A 20,759-nucleotide genomic window follows, 5' to 3' on the forward strand; every position below is an offset into this window, starting at 1 on the left:
GGCAAACCCATATATTGAATTGGCTTGTTAGCACACGCACGGCGTAAATTCTTCGATTTGCACAAGGCAAATGACAGTCCGATGGCTTTTGCAGCGTTACAACGCATTGGAAACCTGTTATGCAATTGAAGCAGAAGGTAAAGACCTGACTATCGAAGACCGTCAACAACTACGAGAAGAAAAAAAGCCTGCCCGAGTTGAAAGCATTACATGGCTGGCTGGTGCAAAACCCGCGCTCAAACAGCTAATGGCGGTGGCTCCGCCAAAGCCTTGGATTACACACTGAAACGTTGGGCCAGCTTGATTCGCTATCCGCAGATTTTCCACCTGCCAATTGACAACAATCCCGCAGAAAACGTCATTCGACCCATCGCGATTGGTAAAAAGAACTGGTTGTTCATCGGCTCTGAACGTGCCGGTCAACGTGCAGCAACCATTCAAACTTTATTCGGCACGGCCCAACTCAACGGCCTGAACCCTTCTGCCTGGCTTAAAGATACGCTCATCAAACTACCCACTTGGCCTAATAGTCGAATTGACGTACCGTTGCCGTTGTCACCTGAGTTTATTGGAAACGCTAAAGCAGATGAATTGATAGAGATAGATGGTGGCGTTGGACGCTTACTCCGTACTCTGCTCAAGGGCGTTGTTATCAACCGATCCAACCCAGTGTGTGACGGCAGATATCACGTATGTACCGATGAAAGTGTTTTGGTTATCTCGTTGCCATCATGGATTGGCACTAAGGCAAAGTGCTGAGCTGGCGTTTATCCAACACACTGGATGCCGATTTTTGTATCCAAGCTCTGGAAGCTGCCATATCCAGGACTACGGTGCTGCCCGGAGATATTCAACACCGATCAAGGCGCTCAATTTACCGCAGAAGCATGATTTGCATCTCGAAAAACTACGGCATTCAGATCAGCATGGATGGCAAAGGCCGCTATCATGATAATATTTTTATCGAACGGCTATGGCGTACAGTTGCTATGAGCTCTTATACACCAGAGCATTCAGTAACTTGAAGGAGCGGGCAAAACCCTGACTCAGTGGTTTGATTGGTATAATCAGGAGCGTTTTCACCTGTAAATCTTGATAAACCAAACACCGAATGAAGTTTATTGGCTTTACACAACAATTCATCAGGCTGCCTGAGCTTGATTAACCCGCCTTGTCAGAGCTTAACTTTGCTTTCAGGTTGTACAGGTTAATGGCGCCACTTCAGAAGGACATGAGCCAGATATCAAATTTATTGTTTTTCTATATCTAAGAAAGATTGTCCCACCTCTTCTTCATAGTCGGAAATAATATTCATTAAAATAATATGATTCAAAGTAGGTTTTAACGTCAATAGGGAACTCGTAATTTGACATGTTTAAAGAAAGTTGTGCATGTGTTGGACTGGTCATCCCAGAGTTACTCTGTCCTACAAGTAGGATATCCTCTTTAGCTTCACACATAAACCTAATCTATTTCTTGTACTCCTTTAGGAGCCAGAGGGTATGTTTGACTTGCCCATCTATAGTTAAGGACGCATATGATCAAGTCCAAATATCTTTTCAATGGCTACAAAATTAGGTTGTGGATGATGAGGAAAGATGGTGGACGCCCAACCATAGTGTTCAGCGAATCCTTTCCCATATTTCTCGATTAAAGAATCATATTCGCTCTTACATTCATTACCCCTTCTTAGAAAATCAACAACTTGCAAACGAATTGCATATTTATTGGAGCTCTCGCATCCCATTATATGAATCGACGATATCATGAAAATAAAACCTTTCAGCACATTCCCGACCGTATTTTTGCTATAAATCGAGCTGCACATTTACCTCGTGCAAAGCTCGCCAACGAGCATGTGCTGCATCAGCAAAACCCGACTTGAGCAGGCATAAAATCCCTGGAGATATATGACACGCTCTCGCATGACAGTCTTACAATAAGATCGAAAACTAAATCATCATTTTTTTACCGCTTCATGCCTATATGAGTTCATCAAGTCACCTGGGTAGTGCAAAACTGACGCGTTCGAACTTGTCTCGCATTAACGAAGACAAACCCTATGCTTTGTATGAAGCGCTGGCTGGGAAATTGCTGAATCGTTGCCAAGGGATGGCGCCCGGTCACAAATTTCGTTTTAAGAATCCGCTTTATTCCCTGGATGCATCTACCATAGACCTTTTTGCTCATCCGTCTTTCCATGGGCAAGCTTTCGTTCAGATCAAAGCGTGCCATCAAGCTTCAGCGTCGGATTGAATCACGATGGCTATCTTCTCGAGTTTGTCACCATCACAGAAGGTAAGACCAGTGATGTTGAAATGGGCCGAGCACTGGTGCCTCCACTGTGGCAGCATTGTAGTCGTCGATAGGTTACAACGATTATGATTGGTATAACCAACTGACAGAGAAAGGCATATTCTTTGTTACACGCCTCAAAGCCAATGCGAAGTACAGAGTGATCAATCGCCAACCGGTTTTGAAGAACAAAGGCCTGACCAGCAATCAAACTATCAGGCTTAAGCAAGTATCCAGGCAGCAAAGAAATGTCCCAGTCGATTTCGCTGTCGGTTATCGGGATATCGATACCGGTAAACATTACATTTTTCTGACCAACAATTTTAAACTCGCCGCCAGAACCATTGCTGATATCTATAAGGCACGCTGGCAAGTGGAATTGTTCTTCAAATGGATCAAACAAAATCTGAAGATTAAGTCTTTTATTGGAACGAGCAAAAATGCTGTGATGACACAGATCTGGATTGCTATGTGTGTGTACCTGCTTATGGCTTTCATAAAATTTCAGTCAAGGATGAACAAAACCATGCAGCAGATCTTACGGTTACTGCAGCTCAATTTATTTGAAAAACGACTTGATGGCTTATTACGAGCAGATCCGCATAACCTGAATCACCCCTCTCATATTCAGATGTCTCTACTTTGAAAGTTAACGACAGCAGGACAAGGAGTTATTAAACCCTTCTCCGATTTCAGTACATATTACGATGTGAGTTTCTAAGGTATCAAATGCTTTTTTCCATCGTTTTATATTTCTTTGCTCAAACTCATTTGTTAATTTCCGTCTTTCATCAAGCATTTCTTGGCTTGATTCAATTAGAGAATCCTTGGTTAGCTTAATAGCTGTGGCAGTTACATTAGAAATAATATCTTCGAAATCGAGCTTATCTCCTATTTCAGGATTAGCCTCAATAATCTCAGTTAGAGTTTTAATTAATTTATTATCAAAAGTATCCACTTTGATTTATCAATTATTGATAACGCTCAATATAAATTCGTGTTGTAGTATGGAAAAGTCAGTCGCGCAACGATTTAATGAATTCATCTGGCGATACTCCGGCTTGCTTAAGTACGCCACTCAATGTTCCAACTTTTAGCTCGCGATGATTGGGTACGACACAGCCAGAAGAACCCCTTCGAAGAACGATATGGCTGCCTCGTTGACGTACTATGGTAAAACCCAGGCGTTCAAACGCTCTAATCGCTTCTGCCGCTGAGATAACGGGCAATTTAGGCATGCTCAGCTACTTGAAAGGTTGTCAGCAGTGAACGAGTAGATATGGTCATTGGAAATTCTTCAAGGTAGAGTTCCGTTGCTTCAGCCAAATTAGCCAGAGCTTCTTCAACTGTGTCGCCTTGCGTGGTCGTTCCGGTTTCAGGATTGAAGGCAACATAGCCACCTTCTGGTGCTGGCGTTAGTACGGCTGAAAGCTCCATGATTTTATTCCCTTAAGATTGTTTTAAAGATTATACCTCACAGAATCAAAATCAAATTCTGTTTGGCAATAAAGGGAAGTTACGATAAAGGAAAACCGCATTAGGATCGGGCAGCATGCTCCCCTTTCGGTGCATACCTTCGCGCCGGTCGGCGGCGCGACCCTTGAACGCTGAAAATTAGTTTAAAAGATATTTTGATTTTGAATTGTGGCGATAATAATAAAAGGAATGTATTTAGCCGATGGGGTAATAGGTGCGGTCTCGAGTCCCCTGCGATTGTTGGCTTTATTGCCTTTCTACAGTTGCAAAGTGTTACATTAGTCATACGGCTAATTGACAATCATCGCTTTTCAACGACAACAGTAAAAAGAAGGGGAATTCTATGAAGAAAACAAAAATTGCTGGTACACGTATAGTTTTATAAAATGTTGTTCAACTGAAACATTTTAAGATTTGGGAGTAAGCAATAAGCGGCTTGGACATTTCCTATCGACCTATGGTACATTAACACTGTTTAATTATCGCATTTTTTTATGTTATTTATTCCTTTAAAGAACCATCCACCATAATTACAGCCGCCTGACAGGTATCAGGAACAATATTTAAACGTTGCGCCTGATGCCCATAACAAACGCAATTTGTCTTATTAGCAACGCAAGCCGCAACCTGTGACCAATCGACCGCATCAGATAGCATTGAGAGCGATTGTTTAGTGCTCGGTAATGCTACGCAGGTTGAGACACATTCATTGGGCTTGCTGGCGGCGTATCACCCCCCTGCTTCGCTATTGTTTTTTTTTCAGTTTCAGTCGATGCCATTGGAGACTCAAGCCGCTCGGTTACACGGCCATAAGTGAACATCGCCATAGCTGGCACTGCAAATAGCAGAAAAATAGCCGCATAGACCATTTTAGGTATCGCCCGCTTTGGTTTTTCCACATGCAGACTTGCTGAGTAATACAGCGGAATGCCTTGATAAGCCGGTACGGTTCTTAACTGCATTCTGCTTGTTGGTCTTGAGTTTGGATTGACGCAGTACTCCGGCCATTCATAGCTTTTTGATCCTGACCATTCCTGGCTTAAATGGATATGCCGATCGGCATTTTCCAAAACAAACGGATGCACGAACTTCGGTGATTGGGTAATGACCAGGAAATCCAGGCCGTGCTTTCTGTGCTGGCTTAGGTATTTGATATATTCGGAGGGTCTTTCAGGTCAACCGCCGGCCATGGATAAGCAGCTTCATCCACTACAATAAGACTACCTTCCAAGATGTTGTTTAGTTTTTGCTTTCCTTCCGGTTCTTCCGGGTCTAGGGGTGTGCGTTCTGCCCAGGTATTTAGCTTCTGAATGGATAGCTTGATGTGCATTAGCTTTAAGTCAGGTACACCGCAAACATACACAACACGCCCCGCTTCCACCGCTGGCTTAATATGGCTCCATACCGCGTGATTGGTTTTGCCACAGCCCGGCGTAGCCGTTAAAACGATAATCGTCATTTTGGGATCACTCCGAGTTTAGACATCAACATGAAAGTAGCCCTGAACGTGATGGCACCGGCGATCATGCCGAGCGCCTGGCCAATGCCAGAGAGTCCGGCGATTTGCAGCGCGAAGGCTGGAATATTGTTGTAATGGCCTTGCGCCAAGGTTAGAAGCTGCTGCAGAACAACACCGACCGCACCATAACTGATAAGGCCGACACCTACGCCCATCAAAGCGCGTACAGCAAGGAAACCAACGCCAGCAGAGAGAAATGCACCTAAAGGAATTAAGATATTGAACATGGTTTTTTAAGTGGCAGAGCCGCCACGAACCCCCGCGATAATGTAGACACTGATAATTGATGCTAATAGAAGCGTGAAAGGGTTAATCATTTCCGCTGTGTCACAAACTGGCTGTGTTGGAATGGTGAAAGAATGATTGGTTAGTGATACGTCGATATTGGGCGGACAAGTGCCAGAACCCCAACTATCTGAACTGAAGGTATTGGGGACACTATAAGTTTGTAATGTTGCTTCGGGTACGGTGTCGAATGATATGGTGAATTGTGACGGCTCTTTTTCTTGTGGCTGAGAGCTGTAGCTGGTATTGGTGGTGCTGCTTATCTGCGTGTTGTTGGTGTCATATTTAATCGTGGTCTTAGTTTCCTTGATGATGACACGGCCGGGATTATCAGAGGTTCCAGCGTCTACGGCTTCAATTTCGGTAGTGGTATCTTCGCGCCCTGTGATATTGCCGCTTGAATCCTTGGTAGGTACGGAATCAAGGCCGAGCTGTTTTTTCTGGTTGGGCGTTAAGGTGGGTATGCCGGTTGGAATATCCGCGCCCTTCTCATTCAGTTCAGGTACAAAGCGCTGATCATTCAGCAATGATTGCTTGGAATCCCAATCGGAGGCAGTTGGAACACGACTTTCAGCATTACCTTGAAGAGCACATAGAGTGCCATTGAATACATAGTTATCAGGGCAACCAGCCGAACGGGGAGAATAACCAGAAATATAAGTAGGATTACCATTAGCATCCTTATAATGACAATCATAATAATTATCTTGTCCATTGTAAGGCGCAGGGTTAGCAGAATATGCGCCGTTATAATGGACTTTCACAGCAGCATTACATGCTATTTCAGGGCTAGGATAATAACCTTCTGTAATTTCTATGCAAATTCTTCATCTCATGATTTTTTAAATCATTGACCTCAGCTGCTTTTGAAATAAAATTATTGTAACTTTGAAAATTCGGACCTATGAGAGTAGAGTAAATACTTTCTTTTCCATACTTACCTCCTCAATTACATTTTTTTCAAACCAGGAAATAGCTTTTCATGTATTTCTTGCAAGAGGTAGATTTCTTTTATAACCTCGATAGGAAACCCTTGTCTGCTGCGATCTTTATCAACAACAAGTAGCTTATTGATGTATAGATAAATTTCTTTATAGCCCCAATGCAATTTAATCATTTCGGAGATCTTGGGATAATTAATATCAAGCAGTGATTCCTCATCACCCAATAGTGCTTTAAATTCCTTAATTGAATTTTTTAGTGACATATCGTATAACCCTTTTGGCTTTAAGCAGAGAAATTGATCTATCGTTTATCATCGTAGAAAATAATTTCGTAATCTGAAATTCTTATGTTTCATATTACGGATGTTTTTTTAAAAGATTCAATATATCTGAGTCAACAATAATGATATAAATCATGATTATAAAAATAGATGGATGTATTAATTGCACACATAACCGAATTCTATTTTAACGATCTTCGTGATAATCTCTATCGTCTATCGTGAAAAATATATAGTAATCAAATTCAAATCCATGGCAGTTTCCTAAGAAACAATCTCTATCATTTTTAGAAAATTCATATGAAATCTGAAGCACTTAAAAAAACCAAAGTTTTATTTGTCTGCATGGGCAATATCTGCCGATCACCCACAGCCGATGCTGTATTCAGACATTTTGTGAAAGAATCGGGGTTGATCATATGATTGAAGTTGATTCTGCGGGCACTCATGCTTATCACATTGGCAATCCCCGGATCAACGCGCCCAGCACACTGCTTTGAAACGTGGTTATCAAATGCACGATTTGCGTGCACGTGCCGTTCAAGCCAGCGATTTTGAAGAGTTCGACTATATTCTTGCGATGGACAAAGAGAATCTTAGTTTATTGCAACAAAAGAGCCCTCAACAGCACCTGAGCAAGATTCAGTTATTCATGCAATATAGCAAAAGCGCCAATTCCAATGCAGAGGTGCCCGACCCCTATTTTGGTGGACACGAAGGTTTCGAACTGGTATTGAATATGGTTGAAGAAGCCAGTCATGGGCTCCTTGCGCATCTATGCAACAATAAAAAGGAAATGTTCTAATGAAAACAAGAGCTGCTGTTGCCTGGAAGGCCGGTGAACCCTTAACAATAGAAGACGTTGATCTGGAAGGTCCGAAATCTGGTGAAGTATTGGTCGAAATCAAAGCGACCGGTATTTGTCACACTGACTATTACACACTTTCAGGTGCGGATCCGGAAGGTTTGTTTCCAGCCATTCTGGGTCACGAAGGCGCTGGCGTGGTGGTTGATGTCGGTCCCGATGTAAAATCCTTACGTAAAGGTGACCATGTCATTCCTTTGTACACCCCGGAATGCCGGGAATGCAAGTTTTGTCTTTCGCAAAAAACCAATCTGTGCCAAGCCATCCGCAGTACGCAGGGGCGTGGCGTAATGCCGGACAACACATCGCGGTTTTCTCTGGATGGAAAACCATTACTGCATTACATGGGAACATCCACTTTCGCAAATTACACAGTCGTACCTGAAATAGCATTGGCAAAGATTCGTGAAGATGCCCCTTTTGATAAAGTGTGTTACATCGGCTGCGGGGTAACCACCGGCATTGGCGCGGTCATCTATACCGCCAAAGTGGAAGCTGGCAGCAATGTCGTTGTGTTTGGCCTGGGTGGAATCGGTTTGAATGTCATACAAGGTGCTCGCATGGTGGGTGCGGATAAAATTATCGGTATTGATATCAATCCCCAACGAGAAGCGATGGCGAGAAAATTTGGCATGACGCATTTCATCAACCCCAATGATGTACCCAATATTGTAGATGCGATCGTGCAACTGACGAACGGAGGCGCTGATTACAGCTTCGAGTGTATCGGCAATACCAAGGTCATGCGGCAAGCCCTGGAGTGCACGCATAAAGGCTGGGGGCGCAGCATTATTATTGGCGTAGCAGAAGCTGGCGCTGAAATTAGCACTCGCCCTTTCCAGTTGGTTACAGGGAGAAAGTGGGAAGGTTCTGCTTTTGGTGGCGCACGAGGCCGCACTGATGTGCCTAAAATTGTAGACTGGTATATGGAAGGAAAAATTGATATTGATTCACTGATCACCCATACCCTATCGCTGGATGACATCAACGAAGGTTTCCGCTTGATGAAAGCGGGCGAATCGATTCGCTCAGTCGTTATTTATTAGTGGTGATATGTTAGAAACCCGCAATCAACATGCTTGCTTTGGTGGAATACAAGGCTTTTATCAGCACCCATCGTCGATCATTGGCTTACCCATGCGATTTTCGGTTTATCAACCCCCGCAAGCCAAAGATCATGCCGTGCCAGTGCTGTTTTTCCTGGCCGGACTGACCTGCACCGAAGAAACGTTCATGATCAAAGCCGGTGCGCAGCGTTACGCAGCAGAATACGGTCTAATGTTGGTATCGATGGACACCAGCCTGCGCCAAACCGGTATCGCAGGAGAAGCGGATCATTGGGATTTCGGTGCGGGAGCTGGATTTTATCTGGATGCAACTACCGAGCCTTGGTGCAATTTTTATCGTATGGAAAGTTATATCACCCAGGAATTGCGTGGCCTCATCATCAAGCATTTTCCTGCTGATGAAAATCGCGTGGGCATCTTTGGCCATTCCATGGGTGGACACGGCGCATTGACACTGGCGCTACGCTACCCTGAATTGTATCGTTCAGTGTCGGCTTTTGCTCCTATTTGCGCACCGATGCAATGTCCATGGGGGCAAAAGGCATTTCGGAATTATCTCGGAGAAAATCAGGAAAACTGGCAGCTATATGACGCTGCTGCACTCATCAAAGATGGCCGCAGGATGCCGGATCTCCTGGTCGATCAAGGCTTGAACGATCAATTTCTGACCGAACAATTGCACCCGCATCTCCTGGAAAATGCCTGCGCTGCGGTCGGCCAGAAACTGACGTTGCATTACCATCAGGACTACGATCAGAGTTATTATTTCATCACATTTATCGGCGAGCATTTGAGCTATCACCGAGAGCAGCTTGGGTAGTCTTCCGCGTGTTATATTCCAAAAATGACCGGGGAGGGAAAATTACTTGTGTCCGGCGAACTTATTTTTAGTTTTATCTAAAATCTTTTGAATCCTATTTCCATAATTATTATGGAAAATAATCTTTATCGATTGATTGGTAAATTCCCATAATTAAATTACAATTTATCTAAATTTATTGATTAGACCTTATGAAGCGATCCCTCAAGATAGCCGCAAATACTCTTGCAAATGGTCGTTCTCGAGCTTATGTCAGCCGAGTAGCTTGGTTTGACCTAGAGCGCCTAGTTCGGGCCGCTTTCAACGAACTTTCTGAAAGCAGTGAAGAAATTGCTGAGCTCGGCAGGCTCTCCCTAACGAAGAACCAAGACTATCCTCCGTTCAATGAGTCACACTTCACTCCTGTCAACATTACAAATCAGATTCAAGTTCAAGCCGGCTGGCGCCCATTAGGTTTAAGTCATTCCACTACAGAAAATGGGGAAGCACGAGCGGAGCCTCTAGCAGAGAGTGGAGCTACTTTGTGGTTTTCGCAGGGCGCTACTGGATTTGTCACGGTGTTTCTAGCACCTTACAAATCTAAAGCTATGAGTATGAATGAAGAAAATATCATTCTTGCTCGCTACAACTGCGCCAGCAGTGTAACAGCCCTAGATGTTCAACGACATTTTGCAACATACTTTTGGTATTGCTCGATCACGAGCGTGCACGGAAATTTTGGTCTTAGTGGGTACATCTATCTCCTTTGGCTTAAATACAAGATTCTCGCTATGCTAACCAAAAGCAGCGGGTCAAATTAATTGAGCTACTTATTGCAGTAGTTGCTATCGTTGCTACTCTGTACGCTGGCGATAAGCTTTTATTAATTAAGCGTGCAATGGGTAATGCATTTCAGTGAGGAAGGATAAGCATGGCGCGCCAATCCGTTATAATTTAACAACAATACTTTTCATCACATCACCACACATTTCTATCCATCGTTTCGAAGTATGGAGTTAAGTCTAGAATTAAGAATTCTTTGTTTCTATGAAGAATTTCTCTGCGGAATCAAGGAAATTTTTTTAGAGTGGTAGTTATTTAAAATTTCCCGGCGCGCAAAATGTCCATCAATTGCGCCAACGCCTGACCACGGTGGCTAATCCGGTTTTTCTGTTCAGCGGAAAGCTCGGCTGATGTTTTGCCAAACTCGGATAGAAAGAAGTGCGGATCGTAACCAAACCCGCCCTCGCCCCGCGGCTGATCAACGATTTCACCGTACCACGATCCATCGACTATGATGGGTTGCGGGTCATCGGCATGACGCACCAAAACAATCACGCAGTAGTAATAGGCGCATCGGTTCGATTGATTTTTAAGCGTTTCAATCAGTTTCAGGTTATTGCGTTCATCGGATCTCGGCTCTCCGGCGTAGCGTGCGGAGGTAACGCCCGGCGCACCGCTCAGCGCACTGACACAGATGCCTGAATCATCCGCCAATGCCGGCAATCCTGAGCAGCGGCTGGCATGACGCGCTTTGGTCAGTGCATTTTCGACAAAGGTGACGTAAGGTTCGTCCACTTCGCCGGCATTAAAATCGGATTGCGGTACCGCTTCGATCGCCAGAGGTTCCAGCAAGGTGTTGATCTCACGCAACTTACCCTGATTATTACTTGCAATCACCAGCTTTTTCAGCTTATCCATGCTTTGCTTCCAGGGCTAGCACCTTTCTTTGTATTGCAATCAGCTCCTGAATCCCCTGTTGCGCCATATCCAGCATGATATCCAATTCTTTTCGGTTGAATGCGACCCCTTCAGCCGTGCCTTGTACTTCGACGATGCCGGAATGGCCAGTCATGACGACATTCATGTCGGTATCACATGAAGAATCTTCCACATAATCCAGATCGAGTACCGGCGTTCCTTGATGAATGCCTACGGAAATTGCTGCCACGTGATCGATGATTGGCGTGGTTTCGAGTAGTTGACGATAAATCAGTTGCTCCACAGCGTCATGCAACGCCACAAAAGCACCGGTAATACTCGCGGTTCGGGTGCCGCCATCGGCTTGGATGACATCGCAATCGATTTGTATGGTTCGTTCGCCTAATTTTCCCAAATCAACAACAGCTCGTAATGCGCGTCCAATGAGCCGTTGAATTTCCATCGTGCGTCCGGATTGTTTACCTTTCGCCGCTTCACGCTGCATACGCGAGTGCGTCGAACAAGGCAGCATGCCGTATTCGGCAGTCAGCCAGCCCTGCCCTTTGCCTTTCAGAAAAGGCGGCACTTGTTCACTGATACTGGCGGTACAAATCACTTTTGTATCCCCGCATTCGATCAGGATAGAGCCATCGGCATGTTTTGTGTAATGCCGAGTGATGTTAACCGGGCGGATTTGATTGGGGGTGCGATGATTACTTCGTGTCATGGTCACTTATTTTTCAGTATGAAAAGTTAAACTGCATATCGATAAACAGGCTTAGCAGGCGAACCCGTCGAAACCGTCAATACTTCATAGCCATCTTCAGTTACCAAGACGGTATGCTCCCATTGTGCCGATAAGCTTCCATCCTTAGTGGTGACAGTCCATCCATCCGGTAGATGGCGAATGGCCGCTTTGCCTGCATTAATCATTGGTTCCACCGTAAATATCATGCCGGGTTTAAGCGCGAGACCAGTGCCTGGGCGTCCGTAATGCAGCACTTGTGGATTTTCATGAAATTTTGCACCGATGCCATGCCCGCAGAACTCTCTAACCACACTGTATCCGACGCCTTCTGTCAGCTTCTGAATGGCATGACCGATATCGCCTAAATGCTTGCCGGGCTTAATTTGATCGATTCCTCTCCACATGGCTTCATATGTCACTTCACATAAGCGTTTGGCTTGAATGGAAGGTTCTCGCAGGTAGAACATGCGGCTGGTATCGCCATGGTAACCCTGGTAAATGACAGTGATATCAATATTAATGATGTCACCGTTTTTTAATTTTTTCTGTCCCGGGACGCCGTGGCAGATTTGATTATTGACAGAAGTACATATCGATTTAGGATAAGGTGAATGACCTGAAGGCGCATAGTTTAGCGGTGCGGGAATAGTATTCTGCACATCGACCATGTAGTGATGACACAGCGTATCAAGCTCCTCTGTGGTGACCCCTACCTCGACAAATGGAGTAATGTAATCAAGTACCTCGGAGGCTAATCGACCAGCAATACGCATTTTTTCAATTTCCTGCGCTGTTTTTATGTGTACCGTCATTGTTATTTAGTTTGATTATTCAGTGATATACGTAGTAATTATAGAAGCTTACGTTAATAAGCACTACTGCATTTTGTTTTGCATGTGGTTAATTATAGCCGCAACCCAGTGATCTTTATTGATTGACATTATAAGCGTTCACACTTTTTTTCAGCTAAATGGGTATCTTCAAATTGTTTAACTAATTTCTCCATTTGCTCTGTAAGCATTCGTGAGGGTTATGAAAACAATTTTCTTTAAAGTGACACTGCGCTCTTCAATCATGGCATTTTCGATGCCTTTGTTTTCTATTTCTTGCAGTTGCTTAAGTGCTTCATTTTTATCATGGAATATGCCTAGAGAGATGGCATTCTTCCATTGATTTTCGTCTTTTACGCGAAAACTGACGATGCCAAGATTTCTTAGTTTATTAATTTCACGATTGGCTGCTTCTTTATTCATGAAGGGTGGAATAGCTAACCAATACATCAAGGCATTACCCGCTTCTTCCAGTTCATAAGTTTTATCAGAAACCATTTCTGATAAAATCGTTTCAGCATACTGCATTTGCTCTTCATGAAAATTGCCCCACTCCAAGCAGTTCTCGCTTGCTGGCAGCAATATGATTTTCTCAGCATTCATTAATTGTGGCACTGCTGCCTGCTGATCATTTGCGTAAAATTGTATGCCAATCACATAAGCGATATTAATAATCAGTAGCAGAATAAAGATTATTTTCATTGAAATGAATAAATTTTTAAAATTTGATATTAACTTAATTTTGTTGTTAACGTTCTTGTGCCTTGCTAAAATATGACGTTAACTGTCAAATACATCTACCAACTTTTGAACTCCTTTTTAAGAACAGGATATGAAATATGAAAATGATTAAGAATACAGTCATGCTGCTAGCGTTAGCGCTATCTGCACCCATCTCAGCTGAAACGACAGAAAATCCAGATGCGGCTCCCGCTGCCTGCCACCGTTGAAGAAACTGCATCCGGAGTATGTGCAGGTTGCCATAGCGCAGATGGTAATAGCGTTATTCCAATGAATCCGATCTTGGCAGGACAACACGCTGAGTATATCACCAAGCAGTTAATTGATTTTAAGGCAACTGAAACCCAACCGGCAAAACGCAACAGCCCTGTGATGTCATCCATGGTAGCGGCACTTTCGCAGGATGATATGAAGAAACTGGGCGCGTACTATGCAAAACAGAAAGCGAATCCAAGTCAAGTAGCTACTGATGCTGATGCGAAATTGATCGAAATAGGTAAGATTCTTTATCATGGCGGCAATATCGAGAATGGCGTGCCTGCTTGTGCCAGTTGTCATGGCCCTAATGGATCAGGCATTCCGCCGCACTACCCTGCAGTAGCTGGCCAGCATGCAGAATATACCCTGACTCAGCTCAATTTGTTTAACACAGGCGACCGTGGCAACGACAATCAAATAATGCAGAAAGTTCTGACTCGTATGAGTGGACAAGAAAAACGCGCTGTTTCTGTCTATATTTCTACCATGCGCTGAAAATTAATAAAAGCCCTGCTTATAATTATGGGTAAAAAAGGCGACTCAAGTCGCCTTTTTTATGATTAATTTCTTAATGAGTATTTACCAGTTCTTAAATATTTTATCTGCAGCAGATAGTGTCTTACTTAATTCATTATCGCCATGTACGGATGATACAAAACCAGCTTCAAATGCCGATGGAGCAAAATATATGCCTTCATTCAACATCGCGTGAAAGAATCGATTGAAAGATTCCTTGTCACATTGCATCACTTCAGCAAAACTGGTCGGAATTTCTTTTCTGAAATATAGGCCGAACATGCCTCCCACCGATTGCGCGCAAAAATCAATACCATATTGCTTGGCAGATGCACTAATGCCATCGACTAATTGCTGTGTTCTGTTGCTCAGTTTTTCATAAAAACCGGGGGCTTGGATTTGTTTTAGCGTGGCGAGACCTGCGGCCACTGCAACCGGATTGCCAGATAATGTGCCTGCCTGATAAACCGGCCCAGCGGCGCTAAACATTGCATAATTTTCGCGCCTGCCGCCAAATGCGGCCATCGGCATGCCGCCACCAATTACCTTACCTAAAATAGTCAGATCCGGTTTGATTTGGTAAAGCCCTTGCGCGCACTTAAGATCAACACGGAATCCTGTCATGACTTCATCAAATATCAAGACACTGCCACTTTGAGTACACAATGACCGTAATTTGGTCAAGAAATCTGCAGTGGGGGCAACCAAATTCATATTACCGGCAACGGGCTCGACAATTACCGCAGCTATCTCCCTGCCCGAATTGATTAAATGTTGCTTCGATACCGGAAATATCGTTGTAATCCAGAACAATGGTATGGCCCACCGTTTCAGCCGGTACTCCCGCAGAACTCGGATGACCAAATGTCAATGCGCCAGAACCAGCTTTAACCAATAAAGCATCGTCATGCCCATGATAACAACCTTCAAATTTTATAATCCGGCTTCGACCTGTAAAACCACGTGCCAGTCGGATGGCACTCATGCCGGCTTCGGTGCCAGAGCTGACCAATCTGACTTGTTCGATTGAAGGCAGCAAGTGGCAAATCATTTTGGCAATTTCTAGTTCTGCTTCAGTTGGCGCTCCAAATGTTAGCCCATTTTGAGCGGCTGTCTGCACTGCCTTAACGACATCATGGTTGGCGTGACCAAGAATCAATGGTCCCCAAGATCCGACATAATCAATATAGGATTTACCATCGGCATCCCAAAAATAAGCCCCTTCACCACGCTGAAAAAAAAATCGGTTCCCCTCCCACTGATTTAAAAGCACGAACGGGTGAATTTACTCCGCCAGGAATATATTGTTGAGACTGTTCAAATAATTGATGATTGCGTGAAGTCATTGAGTTACTCTTGATAAAAAATTATAAGGATAATCTTGTTTTTAATGCGTTACATGGTTTCTGCAAATAATTGCACATAGTGCTCTGCCGTTGCTTTTATATTTTCAGCCTGAAATAAATCATGACACACAGCGATTGCTGCGCATCCGCTTTGAATAACTGTTCTGGCGTTAGTCAATTGAATACCTCCGATGCCTACAATAGGAATTGATAGCGCCTTTTGAGCTTGATTGACTAAGCTTATAGACACTGAAACTGCATTAGGGTTTCGTCAGTGAGAAAAAAAAGCGCCGAAAGCAATATAATCTGCTCCGTCTTTTTGTGCCTGCATGGCTAAATCTAACTGGTTATAACATGAGGTTCCCACAATTTTATTTTGTCCAAGTTGATTTTTCGCTGCAGAAACCGACACATCATTTTTCCCCACATGGACTCCATCTGCATCTATCTCAATAGCTATTTCAAGATGATCATTAATAATTAATAGAGCGTTGTGTTCTCGACAAAGCGACAATAGTAATTTCGCTTGTTCTCTACGTAAAGATTCATTGGCCGATTTGTTACGATATTGCACGAGTTTTACTCCGCCTTCCAATACCTGCCGGGTTTTATTCAACAGATCATTGGTTTGATTAAGATCTGGAGTTATTGCATAAGGTCCGCTAATTTTCAGGCTGCTCAATGATTACTTCCTTTTCTTCATGCTCGCCTTCGTTATCTTCTCCATCTTTAGCCCAAAAGCCTATTGGGAATATATTGTCCCATGCCTGGACGAAAACCCGCCTGCAATGTATGCCATGTATAGTCTTGAGCTTCAAGTACGCTGTCACTGACTGATAAGCCATTAGCCAATGAAGCTGCTATCGCTGACGCCAGCGTGCAGCCCGAACCATGATAAGTGTGCTCAAGTCTTTCCCAATCATCGGTGCGTATAATGCCGCTGGAAGCAAACAGTGTATTTCTAACCTGCTGCGTATTTTCATGTGTGCCGGTGATAAGTACGTATTCGCATCCCATCAGCAATAATCTTTGCGCACAGAGACTTAAATCCAATTTGGATTCACTCGGGTCATTTTCCTGCTGAGCCAAATGCCGAGCCTCAAGACTATTGGGCGTCAAGACCGTGACTTGCGGAAGTAACAATTCACGCATGGCATCGACCATGTCTTCGTTGGCTAACTCGTCTCCACGTCCAGAAGTTAATACCGGATCCATGACCAGCGGAATATACGGATAATCAGAAATGACTTCCGCAATAGTAGCAATGATTTCAACACTGCCTAACAAACCAATCTTGAAAGCATGAACCGGCATGTCTTCTAGCACCGCTCTAGCCTGATCAGCTACCCATTCAGGATCAAGCGGCATCACTTCATCCACGCCGGTAGTGTCTTGAACAGTAATAGCAGTCACTACGGATAGTGGATGACAGCCTAAGCTTGCAATGGTGAGCATATCGGCTTGAATGCCGGCTCCGCCACTGGGGTCATTGGCTGCAAAAGAAAGTACAATTGGGGGTGGCTGTAACATGCATTAATACCGTAAAATATCATTTTAACCTAAAAGGAAGTTGCTATCTATCATGCCTACCGAAGAGAATCGCGATTACAATCGTTATATGTGCTTAATTTGTGGCTTTATCTATGATGAAGCGCTGGGATCTCCCGATGAAGGCATAGCACCGGGCACTCGCTGGGAAGATGTTCCGATCAATTGGACATGTCCGGAATGTGGCGCCCGTAAAGAAGATTTTGAAATGGTAAAAATATAAGATGCGAATTTTGCATACCATGCTCCGGGTTGGCAATCTAGATAAATCGCTTGAGTTTTATACCCAGGTTTTGGGTATGAAAACTGCTTCGGCGCAAAAGATTATCCTGATGGCAAATTTACTCTGGCTTTTGTAGGCTATCAGGATGAAACAGATGGCACGGTTCTTGAGTTGACGCATAACTGGATACTTCCGAATATGACTTGGGAAATGGTTTTGGTCACATTGCGGTTGAAGTGAATGATGCTTATCAAGCCTGTGAAAATACAAAAAACTGGGTGGGAAAGTGACTCGTGAAGCCGGTCCCATGAAACACGGCACAACAGTTATCGCGTTCATAGAAGATCCTGACGGTTACAAGATTGAATTTATCCAGAAAAACAGCATAAGCATTTTCACTAGCCATTCAGTTTGTTTTTCTTAACTTTTATCCGTGCAATAAAAAAATGGTGGGGATTTTGTTGATATCTGGCAAAGAGCGACTCCACTCTTTGATAGTTCTAGTTGCAACCATCTCATTAGAGAAAGTCAGGTGACTCGCAATACATAGATTTGTAGAATCACTACAAGCCTTAATGAGCTGTTCCAGTAATTTTTGATTACGATATGGCGCTTCAATAAAGATTTGCGTTTGGTTTCGGCTAATGGATAACTTCTCTAACTCTATTATTTTGCTAATACGTGCATTGCCCTCGATTGGGAAACAGCCGTTAAAGGCAAATTGTTGTCCATTCAAACCCGACGCCATTAATGCCAGCAAAATGGATGATGGTCCAACCAATGGAATTATCCTGATATTGTTTTTGTGCGCTAATCGCACCAATTCGGCGCCAGGATCGGCGACCGCCGGGCAACCTGCCTCGGATAACAATCCCACATCGTGTCCCGCTAATAAGGGATCCAGTAACGTTACGAGATCATCCGATGGTGTATGTTCATCCAGAATTTGCATATTTAAAGTTTGCAGCGCATGCTTGGAACTGATCTGTTTCAAAAATTGCCGAGCTGTTTTGGGGTGTTCAACAATAAAATATGCCAATTCGGCTATGCATTGCTGAACTGCCGTCGGCATTGCCCAAGCGATGTTTTCCTCGCTAATCGGAGTTGGGATTAAATAGAGTTTACCGGTCATCTGAATATTCGCTAAGCGCTGCTAACTGATACGTATCATTAAATTTTGATCGATCTAATGCAGAATTCGCGGGACGCTGAGAATAAATTCGGGAATGGCGACATCAAAATGATAACCATCTTCTGCTGCCATCTGATAGCTACCCTTCATGGACCCAACAGCGGATGAAATGACCGTTCCACTGGTATATTCCGAAGCTATCTCCGGGCTTGAGCAGCGGTTGTTCGCCGACCACGCCTAATCCGCGTACTTCTTGGGTAGTGCCATCACCATTATCGATGATCCAGTGTCGACTAATTAACTGGGTCGCTACCGTACCGTTATTTGCGATAGTGATGGTGTAGGCAAATGCCCTCGCAGATTCTTCATCAGATTGATCAGGCAGATATACCGTACGAATACTGACATCAATTTCATATTTTTTATTTTCAGTCATTTTTTATTTCACATTATTTATTTATACGGTATCAAAAAAAGTATGGAAAGTATTAATATAATTTATACATAAATCGTTATCTCTGTTACGCGTAGTTGGATATTTGCGGTTAAAATAACAACTTTGATTATTGAGAGGTTTTCACGTACCGCATTGCACCCAGTATTCTTTTCCGCCAATTTCGCTAAACTTGCGACGAAATTACCGCCGCTTCATAGATTCAGGAGCCGATATCATTCACTTTGATGATGGATAATCATTATGTTCCTAACCTCACTATCGGTCCTTTGGTCTTGCGAAGCGATCCGTCCAGTTACCGATGCAACTATTGATGATGCAGTTAACAGAACCTGTTGATCGTATTATTCCAGATTTTGCCAAAGGGGTGCTATTATCATTTCATTTCACCCTGAGGCATCGAATCACATTGATCGCACTATCGGCTTGATTGAAGAACAAGGCTACAAAGCTGGTTTGGATTTTAATCCCGCGACCCCCTTGCACTAATCTGGACCACGGTTACCCTCGATAAACTTGACCTGATTCTTATTATGTCAGTAAATCCTGGCCTATGGGCAAAAATTTATTCCTGAAGCACTAAAGGTTAAAGCTGTTAGACAACGTATTGAGCTTGTGGAAAAATATCATGCTGAAAATTGATGGCGTTAAAGCAGACAATTTCGTTGAGATCAGCGTCGTGCCGGCGCGGATACCTTCGTGGCAGGATCAGCCATTTATCAAGCTGGCTAAGATAACGATCCTCATCGTTATGACAGTGTGCTGGCGGAGTTTCGTGCCGAACTGGCAAAAGTATAATTGATTACCACCCTACTCGCTGATTGCTATTTTCTATATTTAAATGAACCAAAATCTTTTCGCACTGCAGATGCGTCCGTAAAGAAGTTAAATTACCAATATCCATCAAAGTGACTCATGATCGATTTGATGGCAATCTGCTTGACACTGCAGACGATCTCGCCTTAGCGGCAAATTTGACGCTAAAGATCTGGGATTGCCGGAGCACCAACGTCAACGATCCGTTCTATATTGAAAAAGGGATTCAGAAGCTGGTCAACGAACGTTAACCGGCCAGCTTGATGGAGAACCCGATGCTGCGTTATTTGCGCAAACGCCACCGCTATATACGAAAATGCTATTACGCGAATACTTAATGTGAATACGCGTCCGCATCCTGTGTACTGGAAGGTATCAAAATAATGCAACAGGCAGGTTTCATAAGCTGGCACGCACCACCAATAAAGCTGAAGCCTTTACGTTACCTTTGTTACGCTCAACAGGCTTATATGAGCAATTTGAAATTGTATTGTCTGAGACAGTCTAACTAAGAAAACCCGATCCCATGCCATTGACTCACATCTGCAAACATTTTGATGTGCAACCTCATGAAGCACTGTTAATTGAGACTACCAATGATGCCATTGCTGCCAGAGCGGCTGGTTGTCATGTTTTTTGTGTGCCCTATGGTTATAATGAAGGTCGGAACAGCTATGAACTCGATTGTATGCCATTGCTGAAACGCTGATTGAAGCATCCAAGCTAATTTCTAAATAATCATACAAATAACTTTTCAATCATTCGTTTATAAATTCCTGATCCCTAGAATGAGACGGCATGTATAAAACACTTCAATTAAATCGTTTTGGCATTGATGACAGAGGTGGTGCAATCAAAACAGACTGAAGAAGAGTTTAATCAGCTTGTTCAACAAGGATACAATCGTATTCCGAT

The 20,759-nt window shown here is 43.6% G+C and carries 15 protein-coding genes and 12 pseudogenes; 11 read left to right on the forward strand and 16 right to left on the reverse strand.

Annotated elements, in window-relative coordinates; translation table 11 throughout:
* Positions 1-30: 30 nt before the first annotated feature.
* Positions 31-591: pseudogene (locus IPP67_09585) on the forward strand (transposase).
* A gap of 1,774 nt (positions 592-2,365) precedes the next feature.
* The gene (locus IPP67_09590; GenBank protein ID MBL0339386.1) at positions 2,366-2,941 is read left to right on the forward strand and encodes an IS4 family transposase; all 576 of its coding nucleotides are present in this window, start codon (positions 2,366-2,368) and stop codon (positions 2,939-2,941) included.
* Positions 2,942-2,944: 3 nt separating this feature from the next.
* On the opposite strand, the gene IPP67_09595 is transcribed toward IPP67_09590, so the two are convergent.
* From IPP67_09595 to IPP67_09625, 7 genes and pseudogenes are all read right to left on the reverse strand, one after another.
* A complete protein-coding gene (locus IPP67_09595; protein ID MBL0339387.1) occupies positions 2,945-3,253 on the reverse strand; it encodes a hypothetical protein in 309 nt (102 codons plus the stop codon).
* Positions 3,254-3,311: 58 nt separating this feature from the next.
* The gene (locus IPP67_09600; GenBank protein MBL0339388.1) at positions 3,312-3,533 is read right to left on the reverse strand and encodes a type II toxin-antitoxin system HicA family toxin; all 222 of its coding nucleotides are present in this window, start codon (positions 3,531-3,533) and stop codon (positions 3,312-3,314) included.
* On the reverse strand, positions 3,526-3,732 hold the full coding sequence (locus IPP67_09605) for a type II toxin-antitoxin system HicB family antitoxin (protein ID MBL0339389.1): 207 nt from the start codon (positions 3,730-3,732) through the stop codon (positions 3,526-3,528). The genes IPP67_09600 and IPP67_09605 overlap by 8 nt, the downstream gene beginning before the upstream one ends.
* A gap of 540 nt (positions 3,733-4,272) precedes the next feature.
* Positions 4,273-5,230 (reverse strand): annotated as a pseudogene (locus tag IPP67_09610) (zonular occludens toxin).
* A complete protein-coding gene (locus IPP67_09615) occupies positions 5,227-5,517 on the reverse strand; it encodes a DUF2523 domain-containing protein (protein MBL0339390.1) in 291 nt (96 codons plus the stop codon). Before IPP67_09615 ends, IPP67_09610 begins: the two are co-directional and overlap by 4 nt.
* A gap of 6 nt (positions 5,518-5,523) precedes the next feature.
* Positions 5,524-6,339, reverse strand: coding sequence for a hypothetical protein (locus IPP67_09620; protein ID MBL0339391.1), 816 nt, complete (start codon positions 6,337-6,339; stop codon positions 5,524-5,526).
* 185 nt (positions 6,340-6,524) lie between these two features.
* On the reverse strand, positions 6,525-6,782 hold the full coding sequence (locus IPP67_09625; protein ID MBL0339392.1) for a hypothetical protein: 258 nt from the start codon (positions 6,780-6,782) through the stop codon (positions 6,525-6,527).
* 318 nt (positions 6,783-7,100) lie between these two features.
* Here IPP67_09625 and IPP67_09630 point away from each other — a divergent pair.
* From IPP67_09630 to IPP67_09645, 4 genes and pseudogenes are all read left to right on the forward strand, one after another.
* Positions 7,101-7,605 (forward strand): annotated as a pseudogene (locus IPP67_09630) (low molecular weight phosphotyrosine protein phosphatase).
* Positions 7,605-8,711, forward strand: coding sequence for an S-(hydroxymethyl)glutathione dehydrogenase/class III alcohol dehydrogenase (locus tag IPP67_09635; protein MBL0339393.1), 1,107 nt, complete (start codon positions 7,605-7,607; stop codon positions 8,709-8,711). The pseudogene IPP67_09630 and the gene IPP67_09635 overlap by 1 nt, the downstream one beginning before the upstream one ends.
* Before the next feature lie 7 nt (positions 8,712-8,718).
* Positions 8,719-9,552 carry an S-formylglutathione hydrolase gene (fghA, locus tag IPP67_09640; protein MBL0339394.1) on the forward strand — a complete coding sequence of 278 codons (834 nt, stop codon included), beginning with the start codon at positions 8,719-8,721 and terminating at the stop codon, positions 9,550-9,552.
* A 191-nt stretch (positions 9,553-9,743) separates the two neighbouring features.
* A complete protein-coding gene (locus IPP67_09645) occupies positions 9,744-10,352 on the forward strand; it encodes a hypothetical protein (protein MBL0339395.1) in 609 nt (202 codons plus the stop codon).
* Between the two features lie 277 nt (positions 10,353-10,629).
* On the opposite strand, the gene rdgB is transcribed toward IPP67_09645, so the two are convergent.
* From rdgB to IPP67_09665, 4 genes and pseudogenes are all read right to left on the reverse strand, one after another.
* On the reverse strand, positions 10,630-11,232 hold the full coding sequence (rdgB, locus tag IPP67_09650) for an RdgB/HAM1 family non-canonical purine NTP pyrophosphatase (GenBank protein MBL0339396.1): 603 nt from the start codon (positions 11,230-11,232) through the stop codon (positions 10,630-10,632).
* Positions 11,225-11,959: a ribonuclease PH gene (gene rph, locus IPP67_09655; GenBank protein MBL0339397.1), complete on the reverse strand. Its 735-nt coding sequence runs from the start codon at positions 11,957-11,959 to the stop codon at positions 11,225-11,227. Before rph ends, rdgB begins: the two co-directional genes overlap by 8 nt.
* Positions 11,960-11,985: 26 nt before the next feature.
* Positions 11,986-12,792, reverse strand: coding sequence for a type I methionyl aminopeptidase (gene map, locus IPP67_09660; GenBank protein ID MBL0339398.1), 807 nt, complete (start codon positions 12,790-12,792; stop codon positions 11,986-11,988).
* 128 nt (positions 12,793-12,920) lie between these two features.
* Positions 12,921-13,512: pseudogene (locus tag IPP67_09665) on the reverse strand (SPOR domain-containing protein).
* 137 nt (positions 13,513-13,649) lie between these two features.
* On the opposite strand from IPP67_09665, the pseudogene IPP67_09670 reads away from it, so the two are divergent.
* A pseudogene (locus IPP67_09670) lies at positions 13,650-14,304 on the forward strand (cytochrome c4).
* Between the two features lie 84 nt (positions 14,305-14,388).
* On the opposite strand, the pseudogene hemL reads toward IPP67_09670, so the two are convergent.
* The 3 pseudogenes from hemL to thiD all read right to left on the reverse strand — a co-directional run bounded on the left by hemL (position 14,389) and on the right by thiD (position 17,201).
* A pseudogene (hemL, locus tag IPP67_09675) lies at positions 14,389-15,671 on the reverse strand (glutamate-1-semialdehyde 2,1-aminomutase).
* Between the two features lie 49 nt (positions 15,672-15,720).
* A pseudogene (locus IPP67_09680) lies at positions 15,721-16,353 on the reverse strand (thiamine phosphate synthase).
* Positions 16,334-17,201 (reverse strand): annotated as a pseudogene (gene thiD / locus IPP67_09685) (bifunctional hydroxymethylpyrimidine kinase/phosphomethylpyrimidine kinase). Before thiD ends, IPP67_09680 begins: the two co-directional pseudogenes overlap by 20 nt.
* Before the next feature lie 52 nt (positions 17,202-17,253).
* On the opposite strand from thiD, the gene IPP67_09690 reads away from it, so the two are divergent.
* Together IPP67_09690 and gloA are read left to right on the forward strand one after the other, a co-directional pair.
* On the forward strand, positions 17,254-17,442 hold the full coding sequence (locus tag IPP67_09690) for a rubredoxin (protein MBL0339399.1): 189 nt from the start codon (positions 17,254-17,256) through the stop codon (positions 17,440-17,442).
* Position 17,443: 1 nt separating this feature from the next.
* Positions 17,444-17,866: pseudogene (gene gloA / locus IPP67_09695) on the forward strand (lactoylglutathione lyase).
* Between the two features lie 3 nt (positions 17,867-17,869).
* On the opposite strand, the gene IPP67_09700 reads toward gloA, so the two are convergent.
* The gene (locus IPP67_09700) at positions 17,870-18,574 is read right to left on the reverse strand and encodes an SAM-dependent methyltransferase (GenBank protein MBL0339400.1); all 705 of its coding nucleotides are present in this window, start codon (positions 18,572-18,574) and stop codon (positions 17,870-17,872) included.
* A 54-nt stretch (positions 18,575-18,628) separates the two neighbouring features.
* Positions 18,629-19,010: pseudogene (gene apaG, locus IPP67_09705) on the reverse strand (Co2+/Mg2+ efflux protein ApaG).
* 245 nt (positions 19,011-19,255) lie between these two features.
* Between apaG and IPP67_09710 the strand changes: the two are divergent.
* A pseudogene (locus IPP67_09710) lies at positions 19,256-19,760 on the forward strand (ribulose-phosphate 3-epimerase).
* Positions 19,761-19,879: 119 nt separating this feature from the next.
* A pseudogene (locus IPP67_09715) lies at positions 19,880-20,582 on the forward strand (HAD hydrolase-like protein).
* Positions 20,583-20,759 lie beyond the last annotated feature (177 nt).

Source organism: Rhodospirillaceae bacterium, assembly GCA_016722635.1.
Lineage (GTDB): Bacteria > Pseudomonadota > Alphaproteobacteria > JAEUKQ01 > JAEUKQ01 > JAEUKQ01.